General features: G+C 49.6%; 12 protein-coding genes. 4 read left to right on the top strand and 8 right to left on the bottom strand.

The features are described from left to right. Positions 1–11: 11 nt before the first annotated feature. The 4 genes from truB (at position 12) to EJV45_RS05175 (ending at position 5,038) form a co-directional block, all read left to right on the top strand. Entirely contained in the window at positions 12–749 is a 738-nt protein-coding gene (gene truB / locus EJV45_RS05190) for a tRNA pseudouridine(55) synthase TruB (RefSeq protein ID WP_129714595.1), read from the top strand. A 24-nt stretch (positions 750–773) separates the two neighbouring features. Beyond that, positions 774–1,637 (top strand): YitT family protein, encoded by an 864-nt coding sequence (locus EJV45_RS05185; RefSeq protein WP_129714594.1) that lies wholly within the window; start codon positions 774–776, stop codon positions 1,635–1,637. 30 nt (positions 1,638–1,667) lie between these two features. Continuing rightward, the gene (locus tag EJV45_RS05180; RefSeq protein WP_129714593.1) at positions 1,668–2,687 is read left to right on the top strand and encodes a bifunctional riboflavin kinase/FAD synthetase; all 1,020 of its coding nucleotides are present in this window, start codon (positions 1,668–1,670) and stop codon (positions 2,685–2,687) included. A 137-nt stretch (positions 2,688–2,824) separates the two neighbouring features. Further along, positions 2,825–5,038: a cation:proton antiporter gene (locus EJV45_RS05175; RefSeq protein WP_129714592.1), complete on the top strand. Its 2,214-nt coding sequence runs from the start codon at positions 2,825–2,827 to the stop codon at positions 5,036–5,038. A gap of 38 nt (positions 5,039–5,076) precedes the next feature. Here EJV45_RS05175 and EJV45_RS05170 read toward each other — a convergent pair whose 3' ends face one another. The 8 genes from EJV45_RS05170 to EJV45_RS05135 form a co-directional block, all read right to left on the bottom strand. Next, a complete protein-coding gene (locus EJV45_RS05170; protein WP_129714630.1) occupies positions 5,077–5,556 on the bottom strand; it encodes a methionine-R-sulfoxide reductase in 480 nt (159 codons plus the stop codon). A 252-nt stretch (positions 5,557–5,808) separates the two neighbouring features. Beyond that, positions 5,809–6,681, bottom strand: coding sequence for a succinate--CoA ligase subunit alpha (gene sucD / locus EJV45_RS05165; protein WP_129714591.1), 873 nt, complete (start codon positions 6,679–6,681; stop codon positions 5,809–5,811). Between the two features lie 93 nt (positions 6,682–6,774). Then, on the bottom strand, positions 6,775–8,043 hold the full coding sequence (dctA, locus tag EJV45_RS05160) for a C4-dicarboxylate transporter DctA (RefSeq protein WP_129714590.1): 1,269 nt from the start codon (positions 8,041–8,043) through the stop codon (positions 6,775–6,777). 126 nt (positions 8,044–8,169) lie between these two features. Then, the gene (locus EJV45_RS05155; protein ID WP_240755208.1) at positions 8,170–9,057 is read right to left on the bottom strand and encodes a cyanophycinase; all 888 of its coding nucleotides are present in this window, start codon (positions 9,055–9,057) and stop codon (positions 8,170–8,172) included. Continuing rightward, positions 9,026–10,042 carry an isoaspartyl peptidase/L-asparaginase family protein gene (locus tag EJV45_RS05150; protein ID WP_129714589.1) on the bottom strand — a complete coding sequence of 339 codons (1,017 nt, stop codon included), beginning with the start codon at positions 10,040–10,042 and terminating at the stop codon, positions 9,026–9,028. Before EJV45_RS05150 ends, EJV45_RS05155 begins: the two co-directional genes overlap by 32 nt. A gap of 6 nt (positions 10,043–10,048) precedes the next feature. Next, positions 10,049–11,116 carry a cyanophycinase gene (locus tag EJV45_RS05145; protein ID WP_129714588.1) on the bottom strand — a complete coding sequence of 356 codons (1,068 nt, stop codon included), beginning with the start codon at positions 11,114–11,116 and terminating at the stop codon, positions 10,049–10,051. A gap of 3 nt (positions 11,117–11,119) precedes the next feature. After that, on the bottom strand, positions 11,120–12,511 hold the full coding sequence (locus tag EJV45_RS05140; RefSeq protein WP_129714587.1) for a RagB/SusD family nutrient uptake outer membrane protein: 1,392 nt from the start codon (positions 12,509–12,511) through the stop codon (positions 11,120–11,122). A gap of 10 nt (positions 12,512–12,521) precedes the next feature. Continuing rightward, on the bottom strand, positions 12,522–15,896 hold the full coding sequence (locus EJV45_RS05135; RefSeq protein ID WP_240755207.1) for a SusC/RagA family TonB-linked outer membrane protein: 3,375 nt from the start codon (positions 15,894–15,896) through the stop codon (positions 12,522–12,524). Position 15,897: the final 1 nt, after the last annotated feature.

The raw sequence follows: 15,897 nt of genomic DNA, 5'->3' as shown, positions 1-15,897 counted from the left end.
AAAACTGAATTTTGAGCGAAGAAAAAACACCGGAGTTTCCTGATTTTAATTTCCCCGAAGGTGAGCTGTTGCTGATCAACAAGCCTTACCGGTGGACGTCTTTTGATGTCGTAAACAAAATCCGCGGCGCGCTCAAACCGGCAAAACTGAAGGTTGGCCATGCCGGTACACTCGATCCCCTGGCCACCGGCCTTCTGCTGGTCTGTACTGGCAAGTTAACCAAACAAATCGACACCTTTCAGGCGGAAGAAAAGGAATACACCGGCACAATGATTCTCGGTGCAACAACTCCATCGTATGACCTCGAGACAACTGTAGACCAGGAGTTTCCGCTCGACGGCATAACCGATTCTGAAATTTATGACGCAGTAAAACCCTTCACCGGCGAGATCGTTCAGTACCCTCCCGCTCATTCGGCTGTGAAGGTAAATGGCGAAAGGCTGTATATGAAAGCACGACGCGGCGAGGAAACAGAACTGAGACCGCGTTATGTTACCGTTTCTGTATTCCAGATCACACGCATCGCGTTGCCGGAGATCGATTTTCGCGTAGTATGCAGCAAAGGCACCTACATCCGCTCGCTTGTGTCTGACTTCGGTAAAGCGCTGAACAACGGTGCCTACCTTGCGGAGCTGAAAAGAACCCGGAGCGGAAACTTTTTGCTTGAAAATTCGTTCGAGGTCATGGATCTCGTTAAACATCTTCGGGCACAGCGGGAAGCTGCACCGCAGCCGGCTGCAGAAAACTGACAGATCTCTAAAAAGCAATGTAGTATGCATGGCCATATAAAAAACAAACGAACCCGGTATCTGAAAGAATTGCTGCTTATTGCCGCAGGCGTTACATCGGCCAGTTTCGGCCTTAAAAGTTTCCTGATACCGAATGAATTTATCGATGGCGGTGTAACCGGCATATCCCTGCTTGTCAGCACACTTACGGGCTGGAAATTATCATACCTGATCATCCTGATCAATATTCCTTTCGTTATTCTCGGTTACAGGCAGATTGGGAAAGGCTTTGCCATAAAAACCAGCCTGGCTATTATCGTGCTTGCCGTAGCGTTACTCGTGGTACCCTTCCGGTCGATTACGCACGACCCCCTGCTCATTGCATTTTTTGGCGGGTTTTTCCTTGGGGGCGGTATTGGCCTGGCTATGCGCGGCGGCTGCGTGATCGATGGTACCGAGGTTCTGGCGCTTTATATCAGCAAAAACAGCATGCTCACAGTAGGAAACATTATCCTGGTGCTTAACATCGTAATTTTTGCGTTCGCTGCTGTCTTTCTGAATATTAACACGGCGCTTTATGCCATCCTGACCTACCTGTCAGCGTCAAATACGGTCGATTTCATTGTTAACGGACTGGAACAGTACACCGGGGTAACGATCATTTCTGAACGGAAAGAAGAGATCAAAGCGTTTATCATAAACGACATGAAACGCGGCGTAACGATTTACAAGGGAGAAGGCGGCTACGGCGAACAAAAAGAAATCGATATTGTCTATACCGTCGTGACAAAACTCGAAATGAGTAAACTCCAGGCAGAGATCAGACAGATTGACCCGGATGCCTTTGTTGTGCAGCAGCAGATCGCGGATCTGAAAGGCGGCGTTGTAAAAAGGCATGTGCTGCACTAAGCCACGACTTCATTACCACAGCATTTTACCATGAAGATATACAACCAGCTATCCCAGTTCAGGAAACTTCCGCACGCGGTGGTCACCATTGGCACTTTTGACGGTGTACATTTCGGTCACCAAAAAATCATTCGTCAGCTGTGCGAACGTGCTGCCGACCAGGGGGGAGAAAGCGTATTGCTTACTTTTTTTCCGCATCCGCGGATGATTATTGATCCGGAAAACCAGGATCTGAAAATGATCAATACGTTAGCTGAAAAAGCCCGGATGCTGGCCGAACTCGGTGTTGATCACCTCATCATTACGCCTTTCACACGCGACTTTTCAAACCTGAGCCCGCAGCAATATATTGAACATATCCTGGTCAATACGATCGGAACACGTCATATCATTATCGGATATGACCACCGTTTCGGCAAAGACCGCCGTGGCGGCCTTCCCGAGCTGCAATTATCTTCCGGGCATTATGAATTTACCGTGGAGGAAATCGGTGAGCAGGACATCAATGATGTCGCAGTCAGCTCAACAAAAATCCGCGCCGCGCTCCTTGCCGGCGATGTATCGCTGGCTACGGAATACCTGGGATATCCCTTCTCGATCGAAGGCCCCGTTGTAAAGGGGGATAAGATTGGCCGGACCATAGGCTTTCCTACCGCAAATATTTTTGTCGAAGAAACCTATAAGCTCATTCCTTCAGACGGGATTTACGCAGTAACGATCGAAATGGACGTCAGCGGACCTTTTGATACCGGTAACCCCGAAGCGGTAATCGATTTGCCCAGGGCGGCAGCAGAAGAAGCCGAGACGCCGGCCGCGGTTTATCGGGGTATGGCTTACATTGGTCAGCGGCCTACTATTAACGGAATGACGCGCAACATTGAAGTGAACATCTTTGATTTCGGGCGCGAGATCTACGGACAGCGTATCCGCATGAATTTTCTCAAATTTTTGCGTCATGACGTAAAATTTACCGGGCTTGAAGCCCTGACACAACAGCTGCATCAAGACAAGGCTGCAACGCTGCAATTTTTCAGATCAGGGAATCTTTAGTTTCCGGACCATGGTTCAGGGTCGACGGTCCATGGTCCCTACCACATTTTTCCTTATATTTACAGCAAAGCCTGGCCTGACCGGGCATGTTGCCGCTGCCTTGGCGGTGTCTTTACACACGAAACTTCCTGTATTCTATGATTCATCTGCCAGAACTGATTGCCGATCTTGGATTGATTCTTGCCGCCGCAGGCATCACCACCCTTGTTTTTAAACGTATACGGCAACCACTCGTTCTGGGGTATATTCTTGCAGGAATGCTTGTCGGTCCGCATTTTAGTTTTATACCGACTGTAACCGATCAGAAAAGCATTACCATCTGGGCCGAGATCGGGGTTATTTTTCTCTTGTTCAGTCTTGGTCTGGAATTCAGTTTCAAAAAGCTGGTAAAAGTTGGGGGTACAGCGTCGGTCACAGCAATTGTCGAAGTCGTATTTATGCTGCTGGCGGGTTATGTTGCAGGGCAGGCCATGGGCTGGTCTACGATGGACAGTATTTTTCTGGGCGGCATTCTTTCTGTTTCTTCAACAACAATTATTATTCGTGCCTTTGAAGAACTGGGTGTAAAGCACAAGAAATTTGCCGGACTTGTGTTTGGGGTGCTGATCGTTGAAGACCTTGTTGCTATCCTTCTACTGGTTTTGCTGTCCACGCTGGCACTCAGTCAGCAGGCGGCCGGCACCGAAATGCTTATTTCCATTCTGAAACTCGGTTTTTTCCTGGTGCTCTGGTTTTTAGGAGGCATTTTCCTGGTACCCAGTTTTCTTCGCGCAACACGCAAGCTGATGAATGATGAAACCATGCTGGTTGTTTCACTTGCGCTCTGCCTGATCATGGTACTGCTGGCGGTTAAGGTCGGTTTCTCTCCAGCCCTCGGCGCTTTCATCATGGGATCCATCCTTGCCGAGACAACGCAGGCCGAAAAAATAGAGCACCTGACCAAGTCGGTTAAAGACCTCTTCGCCGCCATCTTTTTTGTGTCGGTAGGCATGATGATCGATCCGAAGATCCTGATCGACTATGCACTTCCTATCGTAGTCGTTACCCTTGTCACGATATCAGGAAAGTTCATCAGCTCTTCACTGGGTGCGCTCCTCTCCGGACAGCCTTTGAAGACTTCTATACAAACCGGGATGAGCCTTGCGCAGATCGGGGAATTCTCATTTATCATTGCCACACTGGGTGTATCGCTGAAAGTGACGAGCGATTTTCTATACCCCATCGCCGTCGCCGCATCTGCTATTACCACGTTCACTACACCTTATCTGATCAAGGTATCTGAACCGTTTTATAACTTTCTGAATCGTGTGCTGCCGAAGCGGTGGACAGCTGCCATAAGCCGCTACAGTACCGGTACCGAAGGCATTACCCGGCTGAGCGACTGGAAGATCCTGCTGCGGGCATATGCCTTCAATACCATTATTCATTCTGTTTTGTCTGTAGCTATCATTTTTGCCTCGGCAAGATACCTGCAGCCCTTCGTAACTAAAAACATCCTCTCTGGCCTGAACGGCAACATTCTCAGCGTTGTGCTCGCGCTGATGCTGCTTGCTCCCTTTCTTTGGGCACTCGCCATCCGGCGGATACAGAAGAATGCATACTCTCACCTGTGGCTGAACAAAAAATATACGCGGGGACCGCTGGTTGCCCTCGAAGTTTTCCGGGTATTGCTGGCCGTGTTTTTTGTAGGTTTCCTGATGTATGAATTCTTTAGTACATGGGTGGCTGCGTTGATTGCGCTGGCCCTTACCGTACTCGTTATCGTCATCTTTCAGCGCAGGCTTCAGGCTTTTTATGACAAGCTCGAATCACGTTTTCTGCACAACCTGCATGCGCGCGACAACGAAAAAAACAAACCGGAGATCCTGCCCTGGGACATGCACCTTGCAGAGATGGTCGTACCGTCGGCGTCGCCCATGCTGGGGAAAACACTTGTAGAACTTTCCATCCGGGAAAAGTTCGGCATCAACATCGCGCTGATCGAACGGGGCAACAGCATGATCCCTACGCCCGGAAAAGACGTTCAGCTTTTTCCGGCAGATAAACTTTCCGTAATCGGAACCGACGAACAGCTTGCTGTTTTCCAGAAATTTCTTGAGAACGAATCAGCAGGTGATGCGGAATTTCCGAAATCTGACATGACGTTGCAGAAGGTGGTTATCAACAGCCAGTCGCCGGTTTACGGGCATTCTATACGCAATGCAGGCATCCGCGAAAAAGCAAGCGCGCTTGTAGTTGGCGTTGAGAGGGGTGATCAGCGTATCTTAAATCCGCAGTCGGATTTTATTTTCGACAATGGAGATATTGTCTGGGTGGTGGGAAATAGCAAAAAGATCAGGGAGGTACTCTAATAAGAAAGCCCCTTCAGCAGGGGCTTTCAACATGTTTTCTAATCTTTCTTATCAGCAACGAAGTTCATCGACACTGAATTAACGCAATGGCGTGTATCTTTAGATGTAAAGCCTTCGCCTAAGAATACGTGACCAAGGTGACCACCGCAGTTCGCGCAAACAATTTCGGTACGGCTGCCATCGGGATCAGGAATACGCTTTACCGCACCTTTGATCTCATCGTCAAAACTTGGCCAGCCGCAATGTGACTCAAACTTTGACTCAGAGCGGTAAAGCGCGGCATTGCACCGTTTACAGGTATACGTTCCCTTTTCTTTGTTATTCAACAGCTTGCCGGTACCGGGATATTCGGTGCCTTTGTTTACGATAACCCGGGTCTCTTCGGGGGTCAGTTCATTCCATCCCATTTTTGTTGTTTCCTTTCTTGTTGTCTCTTGCTTCTGCTTTTTTTGTGCGCAGGCTGTGAAGACGCTTGCTGTGCTGATCATAAGCAGGGCAAGGATATAATTTATCTTCATGTTGTATAACGTTGTGTTCTTCATTCTGTTTGGGGCAGACAGCTTGCAGTTCTTCAAATTTACAGCAGGGCGGATGCAGATGCGTAAATTCAAAGCAATTTTTTGTCCGACAAGAAGATATACGAAACGCTGCTGCTTCCGGATGATCAGCCAATTGTCAATTGCCCCGACAATTCCTTCCCCAGCCCTAAATGAATAAAATAAAAAAGCCGGCAACGATTGCTGCCGGCTTGCTATGCTTTATGCTAAAGACTATTTTTTAAGCTCTTCTGCCATCGCCTGACCAATCTCGGCAGGGCTTTCAACAACACGGATACCACATTCGGCCATGATCTTCATTTTGGCAGCTGCAGTGTCATCTGCTCCGCCAACAATTGCTCCGGCATGACCCATCCGGCGGCCCGGAGGCGCTGTCTGACCGGCGATGAACCCTACAACAGGCTTGGTACCATGTTCTTTGATCCAGCGCGCAGCTTCTGCTTCCATACCACCGCCAATTTCACCGATCATAATGATGCCTTCTGTTTCAGGATCATTCATAAGCAGCTCAACGGCCTGTTTAGTCGTAGTACCGATAATCGGGTCGCCGCCGATACCGATAGCCGTAGTGATTCCAAGACCGGCTTTCACAACCTGGTCAACGGCCTCATAAGTCAGCGTACCCGACTTTGAAACCACACCTACGTTTCCTTTTTTGAAAATAAAGCCTGGCATGATACCGATCTTCGCTTCATCCGCAGTGATGATACCCGGACAGTTCGGGCCAATCAGGCGAACATCTTTGTCAGAAAGGTATTCTTTTACAAGGATCATATCCTTTGTAGGAATGCCTTCGGTGATACATACAATAACTTTGATCCCGCCTTCAGCTGCTTCCATAATGGCGTCTGCTGCAAAAGCCGGTGGAACAAAAATGATAGACACATTTGCGCCTGTTTTTGAAACAGCATCTTTCACAGTATTGAAAACGGGTTTATCGAGGTGACTTTGTCCGCCCTTACCAGGAGTAACACCGCCCACAACATTGGTTCCGTATTCAATCATCTGGGTAGCATGGTAGGTACCTTCATTGCCGGTAAAGCCCTGAACTATGACTTTAGAATCTTTATTTACTAAAACGCTCATGTATCTTGATTTTTATTTGCTGCAAAGCTACTATTATTGCCAATAATGTCAAACTAAAAATGCCTTAAGGAGACACCGCTGCAAGCCCGGTTTTCAGATGCGCTCAGATGCCTCTGCACCGGCTCCGGTTGTTGCGGAAAGGTATTTCTGGTCGTCAAATTCATTTTCACTCTTTGCAATAACGATTGTCGCAATTCCGTTACCGATCATATTCGTGATGGCCCTCGCTTCAGACATAAAACGGTCCACCCCAAGCAGGATCGCGATATGTTCTACCGGCATAATCTTCAGAGCCACAATCGTTGATGTAAGCACAATAAAGCCACTCCCTGTAACCCCCGCCGCACCCTTTGAGGTGATCATCAATACCGCCATAATTGAAAGCTGCTGACCTATGGAAAGGTTTATATTAAAAACCTGCGTCAGGAAAATAACGGCCATAGACAGGTAGATCGCTGTACCGTCCAGATTGAAAGAGTAACCGGTTGGAATAACCAGCCCCACCACTGATTTGCTGCAACCGATCTGTTCCATCTTCTGCATCATATTCGGCAGCACAGACTCTGACGAAGATGTACCCAGCACAATCAGGATTTCCTGGCGAATAAACCGCAGGTACTTCCACAGGCTGAAACGGTAAAACCGGCAGATCAGTCCGAGCACAACAAATATGAAGAGGAAACAGGTCAGGTACACAGCGCCCATCAGCTTAGCCATTGGCAGCAGGGTCGACAGACCATAGGTGCTCACACTATAGGCCATCCCGCCAAAGGCCCCGATCGGCGCGAACCTCATGACCACCTTCATGATATTGAAAAGCACGCGCGAAATCTTCTCAAAAGTCGAAATAAGCGACAGCCCGGGTTCGCCAACCTTATTAAGCCCATAACCAAACAGGATAGCAAAAAACAGAATCTGCAGGATATCGCCGGTTGTAAACGACTCAAAAATGTTATGCGGTATAATGTGTGCAAAAAATTCAGCCCAGTCTATTCCTTCAGCCTCTTTCGCGTACTGCTGGATTTTACCCACATCTCCGCTTACGGCCCTCACGCCCCTGCCCGGCTCAAAAACGTTGGCCACGACCAGGCCGATACCAATGGCAAGTGTTGTGACGATCTCAAAATACAGCAAGGCTTTGCCGCCAACACGCCCTACTTTTTTCATGTCGCCCATGTGTGCAATTCCCAGAACAATTGTCAGGAAAATGATCGGTGCGATGAGCATCGTGATCATATTGATGAAACTCTGACTGATGAGCTTTGCGTGCGACGAAAAACCCGGAAACAGCGAGCCAACCACTACGCCAAGTACAATGGCGGTTAATACCTGAAAGGTTAGGTTGGAAAAAATGGATTTCATCTGCGATAATAAGAAAATAAGGTCAAAGGCCAAAGCCCAATAGCCGTATAGCGTATCTGCCCCCTTAATCGCGCAAAAGCGCCGGCCGCATGGTTCAGCAGCGGCGCCTGAAAGTTTTGAGTACCCTTATGGCTTTAGTTTAAACACATCGCCGGCGGTGTACAGGCCAAAATCCACTTCGCTGAATTTAAATTGACCCGAGGCCGTCTTCTGCAATTTCGACGGACTCGCTAAACGGATCACCTGGCTGTCGCCCACAACTTCCGCGCGGTTACCCTGTACCAGGATCGCCGTGCCTTCATCTATACCAACGGCGGTGTATCCGGGGTGTTCGGCAAGCGCAGACAGGAGCCGGTTATAACGGCTGCGCCGGATGAAATGCTGATCGATGATCGTATGGTTGAGCAGGCCAAGCCCGTCTGCAAATTCCACGTTATCGCGATACAAACGATCAAAGGTTTCTTTATAGTCTTTTTTTAGCAGCTGCTGTCCGGTTATCATATAGCGGCTCATCACCGCTGCCCCGGCACTGGTTCCCGCAATAAGCGCCCCATTCGCAAACGCCCGGTGAATCGCATCAGAAACCGGCGTTCCCGCCACAGATTTCATAAATCGGTTCTGATCGCCGCCGAGGATATAGATCAGCCTGGCGCCTGCCAGGGAATCGACCCACTTCCGGTCATTCACGTCATGTTTGTTGAAGTCAAACATGCGCACAGGCTGACGCATCTGCCCGGCGATTTGCGCACGCAGGTATTTGAAGCCGGTATCCGGCTGCTCGCTGGCCATGGGCAGCACAATCATGTAGTCTGCCGGACCGAGCGCTGCGGCTGCAACCATCCGCGCCATGAGCGCCTGAGAGCGTTCACCGCCACCTATAATGAACAGTTTGCCGGCACCTCCCTTTTTGGAACCGGTTTGCGCAACCGAAGAAACAGCAGATATGAACAGGCATGCAAAGACAATCAGTTTCCGCATCACGCTATTTGTAAATTTCGACTTCAATTTTCCCATCTTTTGTTACCGTTCCGCGATACATGCCTTCAGTATTAAACGGCATGCTTGCCCGGCCGTTTTTGTCGAGCGCGATCAGCCCGCCGTCGCCGCCCATCTTCCCTACTTTTTCGATAGCAGCTTTCGAGGCGTCGTCAACGTTCATGCCTTTGTATTCCATCATGGCAGATATATCATGCGCCACGACATTGCGAATGTAAAACTCGCCCCAACCCGTGCAGGAAATGGCTACTGTGGCATTGTTCGCATAAGTACCGGCGCCAATGATCGGCGCATCACCCACGCGGCCGTATTTTTTGTTAGTCATTCCGCCGGTTGACGTACCCGCAGCGAGATTTCCCGCATTATCTAATGCTACAGCACCAACGGTACCAAACTTGTAATCTTTACTGACCGTACCGAGCTTCATCGATTTTTTGCTGCCGTGGTCAAGTACACTTTTGTCTGCATCTTCCTTAATCGCCTTCTGAAGTCCGTCCCAGCGTTCTTTAGTCCAGAAATATTTAGGGTCCACAATTTTAAGACCTGCTGTGCGTGCAAACTTCTCGGCACCGGGGCCAACCATCATCACATGTTCAGACTTTTCCATTACCGCCCGGGCGGCGCTGATCGGGTTCCTGATCACAGTAACACCGGCCACAGAGCCAGCGGCCTGTGTTTTGCCGTCCATAATGGCGGCATCCATTTCGTTACGGCCGTCATGCGTAAACACAGCCCCTTTTCCCGCGTTGAACAATGGCGAGTCTTCCATAACATGAATGGTTGCCTCAACTGCGTCAAGACTGGATTTATCGGATTTAAGCAGATCATAACCTGTCTGAAGTGCTTTGGTAAGCACGGCCTTATAAGCGGCTTCTTTCTCAGCAGTCATGTTCTTTTTCAGAATGGTTCCGGCGCCGCCGTGAATGACCATTACATATTTTTCCTGTGCAACGGTTGTAAGCGCACAAACGAGGGCCAGGGTTATTAAACTTAACTTTTTCATGAATTTTTATTGTTCTTGTTTCTGCAGCATACCATCGCGCACAGTCCACCAATACCAGGTGCCGCCCGAGGCCTTTCCGGTGCTGAACGTTGCAACATCAAATATACCATTTCCTTCCTGACTGCCCTGAATTTCGTAAACCCGGAGGGCCTGTCCATTCCGGTTCCAAACCAGCGGAAGAGCGGGCATAACCTGTTCAGGGGATTTTGAGGCATCTGGCAAAACAAAGTAAGCTTTGCTACTGCCCATCACCTTTGCAACCCCGTCTTTGTCAATGCAAACCGCCGTCCGCTCGTCGGCAGCAATGCCGTTTACAAGCACATTCCAGTCCTTCTGCGCCCTGGCCAGGAAAGTAACAAGCCTGCCTTCGCGGTTGCGGGCCAGAAAATGCTGGTCGGTCAGGACCTTCTGTAAATAAGGCGCGTGAAGAAAATCATTGCGGTGCAGCGTCACGGTTTGCTGATAAGGGTCTTTCAAAACTTCTTCAGAGACTGCACTGCCGTTTTCCCCGCTAAAGTAGGCAGCACCGAGAATGGCACAACCCGCACTCGTCCCGCCGACAGGCGCTTTTTTTTCGTTGAGCAGGTAATTGATGGCCGCCGCGGTCTTGGTACCTTTCCAATGGTTCATGTAGGCCGACTGATCGCCGCCTGCAATAAAAAGCATCTCGGCGTTTCGTATGATGTATGCAACCGTGTCGTTGTTGGCAAGCTCACGGCTATCTATCTTGAGCGTTTCTACCGAATTAACCGTACCTAACTCATTGACAAAAGGGTTATAGGCATCGGTTCCGCTGGCGCGGATGATGACCACATCACCACCGCCACTTCTTGTAATCATCCATTTAAACGCGGCAGCAACGTCGGCACCACCACCCATGAGGACCAATCCTCCCTTAACGGGCGTGGTTACGTTTGCGGTATCACCTACAACGCCCAGCGAAGCGGGTCGCTTTCGGACTGCAGTAGGTCCCGGCCCCGGAAGTTCAGTATCTGGCGCCCCGGCAGCAGACTTTCCGCAACCAGAAACGGTTGCGGAAAGGATCATGCACCAGAGAAAAACGACTGTTTTCATCTGTTAATATTTTGGGTTCTGGACGGTATTTTTGTTGATCTGCGTTTCTGTCAGCGGGATTGGCAAGGCGTATTGCGCCTGTGTTACCGGTAACAAAACCGCACCCGAGGCATTTGCCGCATCGGCTGCAAGTCTTTCAACCGGCAGGTTACGCCTGCGCAGGTCGAAAAAGCGATGACCTTCAAATGCAAGTTCCTTGTAACGCTCGAGATAAATGGCGTTGATCAGCGCATTTTTATCCGCGAAAGAAGCATTCACATAATTGTTAATCCGGGCTGCACGCAACGTATTCAGATCTCCGGCAGCATCGCCGCCCGCCTCTGCCCTAGCTTCAGCCCTGATCAGGTACATCTCACCGGTACGGAACATCTTGATATCGGTAAGACCCGGCGCTGATGCCGTTCCACCGATATATTTGTTTACCAGGTATTGCGATTTTGTGCCGGTCCGAGTTGCATCAAAACGAATGTAGGCCGGATAACGAAGATCATTCGCCTGATCGAATGTGTTAATCAGCTTAAATGCCGGTGCATAGAGTACAATGCCTCCTGTCTGACGGTAATAAAAATCACCCGGACGGCTGTCTGTTGTTCCAACACGTTTAATTTTCCAGATCACCTCGCTATCGTTTGCATCGGTCCACAAACCGGGAAACTGTGGCTTTGCAGCCAGGGGCTGTGCATTGATCACTTCCGTTGCGAAAGAAATCGCGTCTGTCCAGTTCCGCTCATAAAGCGCCAGGCGGGCCTGGATTGCTGAGATGCCCGTGCGCGTGATACGCGTTTTGTCGGTAAATGTAACCGGAACAAGTGCCTTTGCTGCAAGCAGGTCTTCTTTTGCAAGCGAAACAACGCTTTCGAAACTGTTTCGGGCAGGGTAATCGATCTTCGACTCCAGCATGTAAGGAACACCAAGTGCTCCCGGCTGGTAGGCCGATGCATATGCACGCAGGAGTTCAAAATGGATAAAGGCACGCAATGCGAGCAATTCTCCGCGATACCGGGCAGCAAGTGCAGTCTCCGCAGGCGTGACCTGAAGTGCGCTCAGACCTGATAAGGCCCGGTTGGCGCGGTCAATAGCCCGGTAATAGGTATAATATGGCGTAGTTACAGAGCCGCTGCCCGCATTGTACAGCCAGCGAAACGCGTCGCTGTTGCCAACCGTATTTTCTACCGGAAAAGTCGCCTCATCTGATACCGTCGAATTGATGGTCATGAGGCTGTTATCAATCAGCGCGTATACACCGATCAATCCCATATTGACATCATTGAGGTTACGGAAACCACGTTCCGGATCAATGATATCCGTAGGCTTAATGTCTAATTTATTACAGGAAACAAGCGCCAGGAACAGGACACATAGCGTGCTCAGGCGAAAAGATATATTGTTTTTCATTGTCGTGCGTCTAAAGATTTACGTTCAGTCCTAATGTGTAGGTCCGGGTGTTCGGGTACTGGAACCGTCCGTATACACTGTTATTCTCAGGATCAAGTCCGCGCCATTTGGTCCAGGTAAAAAGGTTCTGTCCCTGCGCAAAAATTCTTACGCCTTTAATAAACCTTGTTTTCTCCAACACCTTCGGTGGAATCGAATAACCCACGTTCAGGTTCCGCAGGCGGAGGAACGAAGCATCCTGGATATCTTTCGAGGTAAAGTTTCTTGGTATATCGAACCGTTGCAGGGTAGCTTCCTGACCGGGGCGTTTCCAGCGGTCTTCCAGCATCCTCAACGATTGATTACTGGTTGCATAACGCTGGTTTTCATTATAAAAATCTTCATTGTTCCAGCGCATCACATCCGTTACGAAAGAAAAGAGGGCACTGGCTGTGAAGCCTTTCCAGCGTACAGACGTGTTAAAGCCCCCCGTAAATGTCGGGAAGAGCGACCCCGAATTTGTGGCGCTCTGAGCGGCCGCATTATAACTGGTTGTGATACTGCCATCCAGGTTGTAATATTGTGCTTCGCCCGTTTGCGGATTTACGCCCGCCCAGTCAGGTGCGTAATAGGTGCCATATGGCAAACCAACTTTGAAGATGCGGCTGTCGCCATCTGGCAATTGCTCAGCAAGCGGCGTAAGAAACAGGATTCTGTTTTTATTGTACCCCCCGTTTACACCCAGCGACCAGCTGAAATCGGCAGACTTCAGCACGTCGCCGCTAACCTCAAACTCGATACCGCGGTTGCGCATTTTGCCTGAGCTGAGCGCCAGCACGTCAAAACCGGAAGTTGCCGAGAGCGGCTGATCAAAAAACATGTTGCGCGTAATGCGGTTGTAAAAATCGGCTGTAATGCGCAGGCGACCACCTTTAAAAAAGGCAGCGTCAATGCCGGCATTAAATTCATCTACATATTCCCAGTCATAGTCTGCATTGCCTGGTGTCCTGGCACGGATACCGGTAACACCGCCATAGGAGGTCTGGGTATCAAATTGTGGCAGGTAGTTAAACTCACCCGGCAGCTGGCTGGCCGTGGTTCCATAGCTGGCGCGTACCCGGAGGTCATTCAGCCATTCTACGCCCCGCAGAAAATCTTCAGCTTTGGCGTTCCAGTTTGCGCCGAAAGAGTAGAAACCATGCCATTTGTTTTTTGGTGCCACCTTGGTGGAACCATCATAGCGGTAGCTCGCCGTAAGCGTGTACCGGTTATCAAAAGTGTAACGACCAACAGTCATAAATGAAGCCAGCGCACTGCGTGTTTTGCCACCGCTTACAATCGGCAGAAATGTTGCGCTGCCATTAGTTACACCAGCAGGGGTTTCGGGCAGGCGACCATCAACGCCAAATCCGGTAAATCCGAACGAGTTGTAGTTGTTGTAATTGTATTCATAAAAACCGGAGACTTCCAGGTCATGTACACCCGCAAAAAGTTTGTTGAAGGTAAGCCCTGTAGTCGAAACGATGTTAAAGTTACGTCTTGTACCCTCTTCAAACCGGCCTTTGCCGCCAAGGGTGGTTGAGTTGCTTCGCGACCCGTAATAAGAATCAGGATTAATGAATAACATATCGGTCGAGTTCCTGTAGTCGATACCGGCACGTGTGCTGATTTTGAGTTCAGGAAGGATCTGGTAGGCCAGGGTAGTTCCAATGATCGATTTCAACTGATCAGTTTTGTTGGCCGAATTAAGCAGCCGCTCCAGACCCTGGCTGCCTTCGCGCTGGTCAACGATAAAGTAAGACGAACGGTTACCCGGGTGGATGAGTGTTCCGTCTGACGCATAAGGGTATTCATATGGAAGGGCATAATAAACAGAGGCCATTGCCGTTCCCGCTCCTGTACCGCCCTCACCTTCGGTGAAGCTTGAATTCGAATAACCAAGTGAAACGTTCACATTACCAGAAAACTTGTCTGCCTTGAAGTCGACGTTACTGCGCAGGGCATAACGCTCAAGCCCGGTACGTTTTGCCACGCCTTCCTGATCGTAATAATTAAATGAGTTGTAATAGCGGATATTATCGTTACCGCCGCTCAGGCTAAGCTGCTGCTCCTGAAATTTGCCGCGTTGAAAAAAGATGTCGCGCCAGTCGGTATCGATCTTACGTAAACTATCAAGGATAAAATCAGCACGTTGTCTGAATGCCGCCGTTCCACCTGTATAATTCGGATTTTTCGGCGAATAGGTCCATCCGGGACCAATGTTCCGGCCAAAGTCAACGCCGACCTCTTCTTCAAAACGTAACCGCTGTTCCGTGTTCATCATGATGAAGTTGGGGCGGCTCAGGTTCGAGAAGCCATATTGCGAATTGTATTGCAGGGAAAACTTGCCTGCCTGGCCTTTCTTGGTTGTAAGAACAACCACACCATTCGATCCGCGCGAGCCATAAAGTGCTTTTGCCGAGGCATCTTTCAATACGGTTGCACTTTCAATATCTTCAGGATTCAATGTCTGAAAATATCCCGCTTCAATCGGAATTCCATCAAGCACATACAGGGGCGTAGACGATCCGTTCACACTACCTATACCACGAATGGTGACCGATGCACTTTGCCCGGGTTGCCCGGAGCTCGAAATTACGCTCATACCGGCCACACGGCCCTGTAAGATCTGGTCTACCGTTAGTCCCGGAACCTGATTGATATTTTCTGCTGCTACAGTTTTTGCGGCAATTGGCGACTGATCCTTGAGATAAGCTGTGTATCCGGTTACGGTTACTTCGCTCAGGTTGCCAGCAAGCAGTTTCATTTGCAGGGTTCCGGCATTTTCCCGTGCGGCAAATTCCCGGTTTTCATAACCGATGTAGCTGATGACGAGTGTTGCATTTGCAGGTGCTGAGATTACAAATGAACCATCCTGTCTGGTGCTTACGGTGGCTCCGCTGTTTTTTACGCGAACTGTTGCACCCGGCAGAGGCCCGCCGTTTTCGTCGACCACACTGCCTTGCACACGGACGGTTTCCTGTTTCGGGCTTACTGCAGCAGGTTTAAGCAAAATAGTATTTTCGCGTATTTCCCAGCTAAATGGCTGTCCGCGTAAAATCGTATTTAATGCATCCTCGAGGCTGGCATTCTTTAACTGAACAGTAACCGGCTGCGCACGCTGCTTTACGAGGTCAATGTCATACAAAAAGAAATAGCCCGTTTGGCGGTTTACCTCTTTTAAGATGAGCTCAAGGGGCTTGTTTTTGCCGGTAAGGTTGAGCCGTTGTGAAAATGCGGCGGCCGACAGCTGCAAGGATAACAGCATAAGCAACACCAGAGCCAAACGGCCATTTGGCTGCAATCGCCGGCCACCGTTGTTTAGCCGGGTTCCTGCCTTGTTTGTGGGTAGAGGTTCTGAATTCATA

Origin of the sequence: Pedobacter sp. SYP-B3415, from assembly GCF_004138205.1 — a bacterium.
GTDB lineage: Bacteria > Bacteroidota > Bacteroidia > Sphingobacteriales > Sphingobacteriaceae > Pedobacter.
This window is presented reverse-complemented; position numbering and strand designations above follow the sequence as displayed.

Coding starts and splice junctions, on each gene's coding strand:
- EJV45_RS05140 (WP_129714587.1), bottom strand. CDS start 12,511: ATGAAAAACAATATATCTTTTCGCCTGAGCACGCTATGTGTCCTGTTC.
- EJV45_RS05150 (WP_129714589.1), bottom strand. CDS start 10,042: ATGAAAAAGTTAAGTTTAATAACCCTGGCCCTCGTTTGTGCGCTTACA.
- EJV45_RS05135 (WP_240755207.1), bottom strand. CDS start 15,896: ATGAATTCAGAACCTCTACCCACAAACAAGGCAGGAACCCGGCTAAAC.
- dctA (WP_129714590.1), bottom strand. CDS start 8,043: ATGAAATCCATTTTTTCCAACCTAACCTTTCAGGTATTAACCGCCATT.
- EJV45_RS05155 (WP_240755208.1), bottom strand. CDS start 9,057: ATGGGAAAATTGAAGTCGAAATTTACAAATAGCGTGATGCGGAAACTG.
- EJV45_RS05145 (WP_129714588.1), bottom strand. CDS start 11,116: ATGAAAACAGTCGTTTTTCTCTGGTGCATGATCCTTTCCGCAACCGTT.
- EJV45_RS05185 (WP_129714594.1), top strand. CDS start 774: ATGCATGGCCATATAAAAAACAAACGAACCCGGTATCTGAAAGAATTG.
- EJV45_RS05170 (WP_129714630.1), bottom strand. CDS start 5,556: ATGAAGATAAATTATATCCTTGCCCTGCTTATGATCAGCACAGCAAGC.
- EJV45_RS05180 (WP_129714593.1), top strand. CDS start 1,668: ATGAAGATATACAACCAGCTATCCCAGTTCAGGAAACTTCCGCACGCG.
- sucD (WP_129714591.1), bottom strand. CDS start 6,681: ATGAGCGTTTTAGTAAATAAAGATTCTAAAGTCATAGTTCAGGGCTTT.
- EJV45_RS05175 (WP_129714592.1), top strand. CDS start 2,825: ATGATTCATCTGCCAGAACTGATTGCCGATCTTGGATTGATTCTTGCC.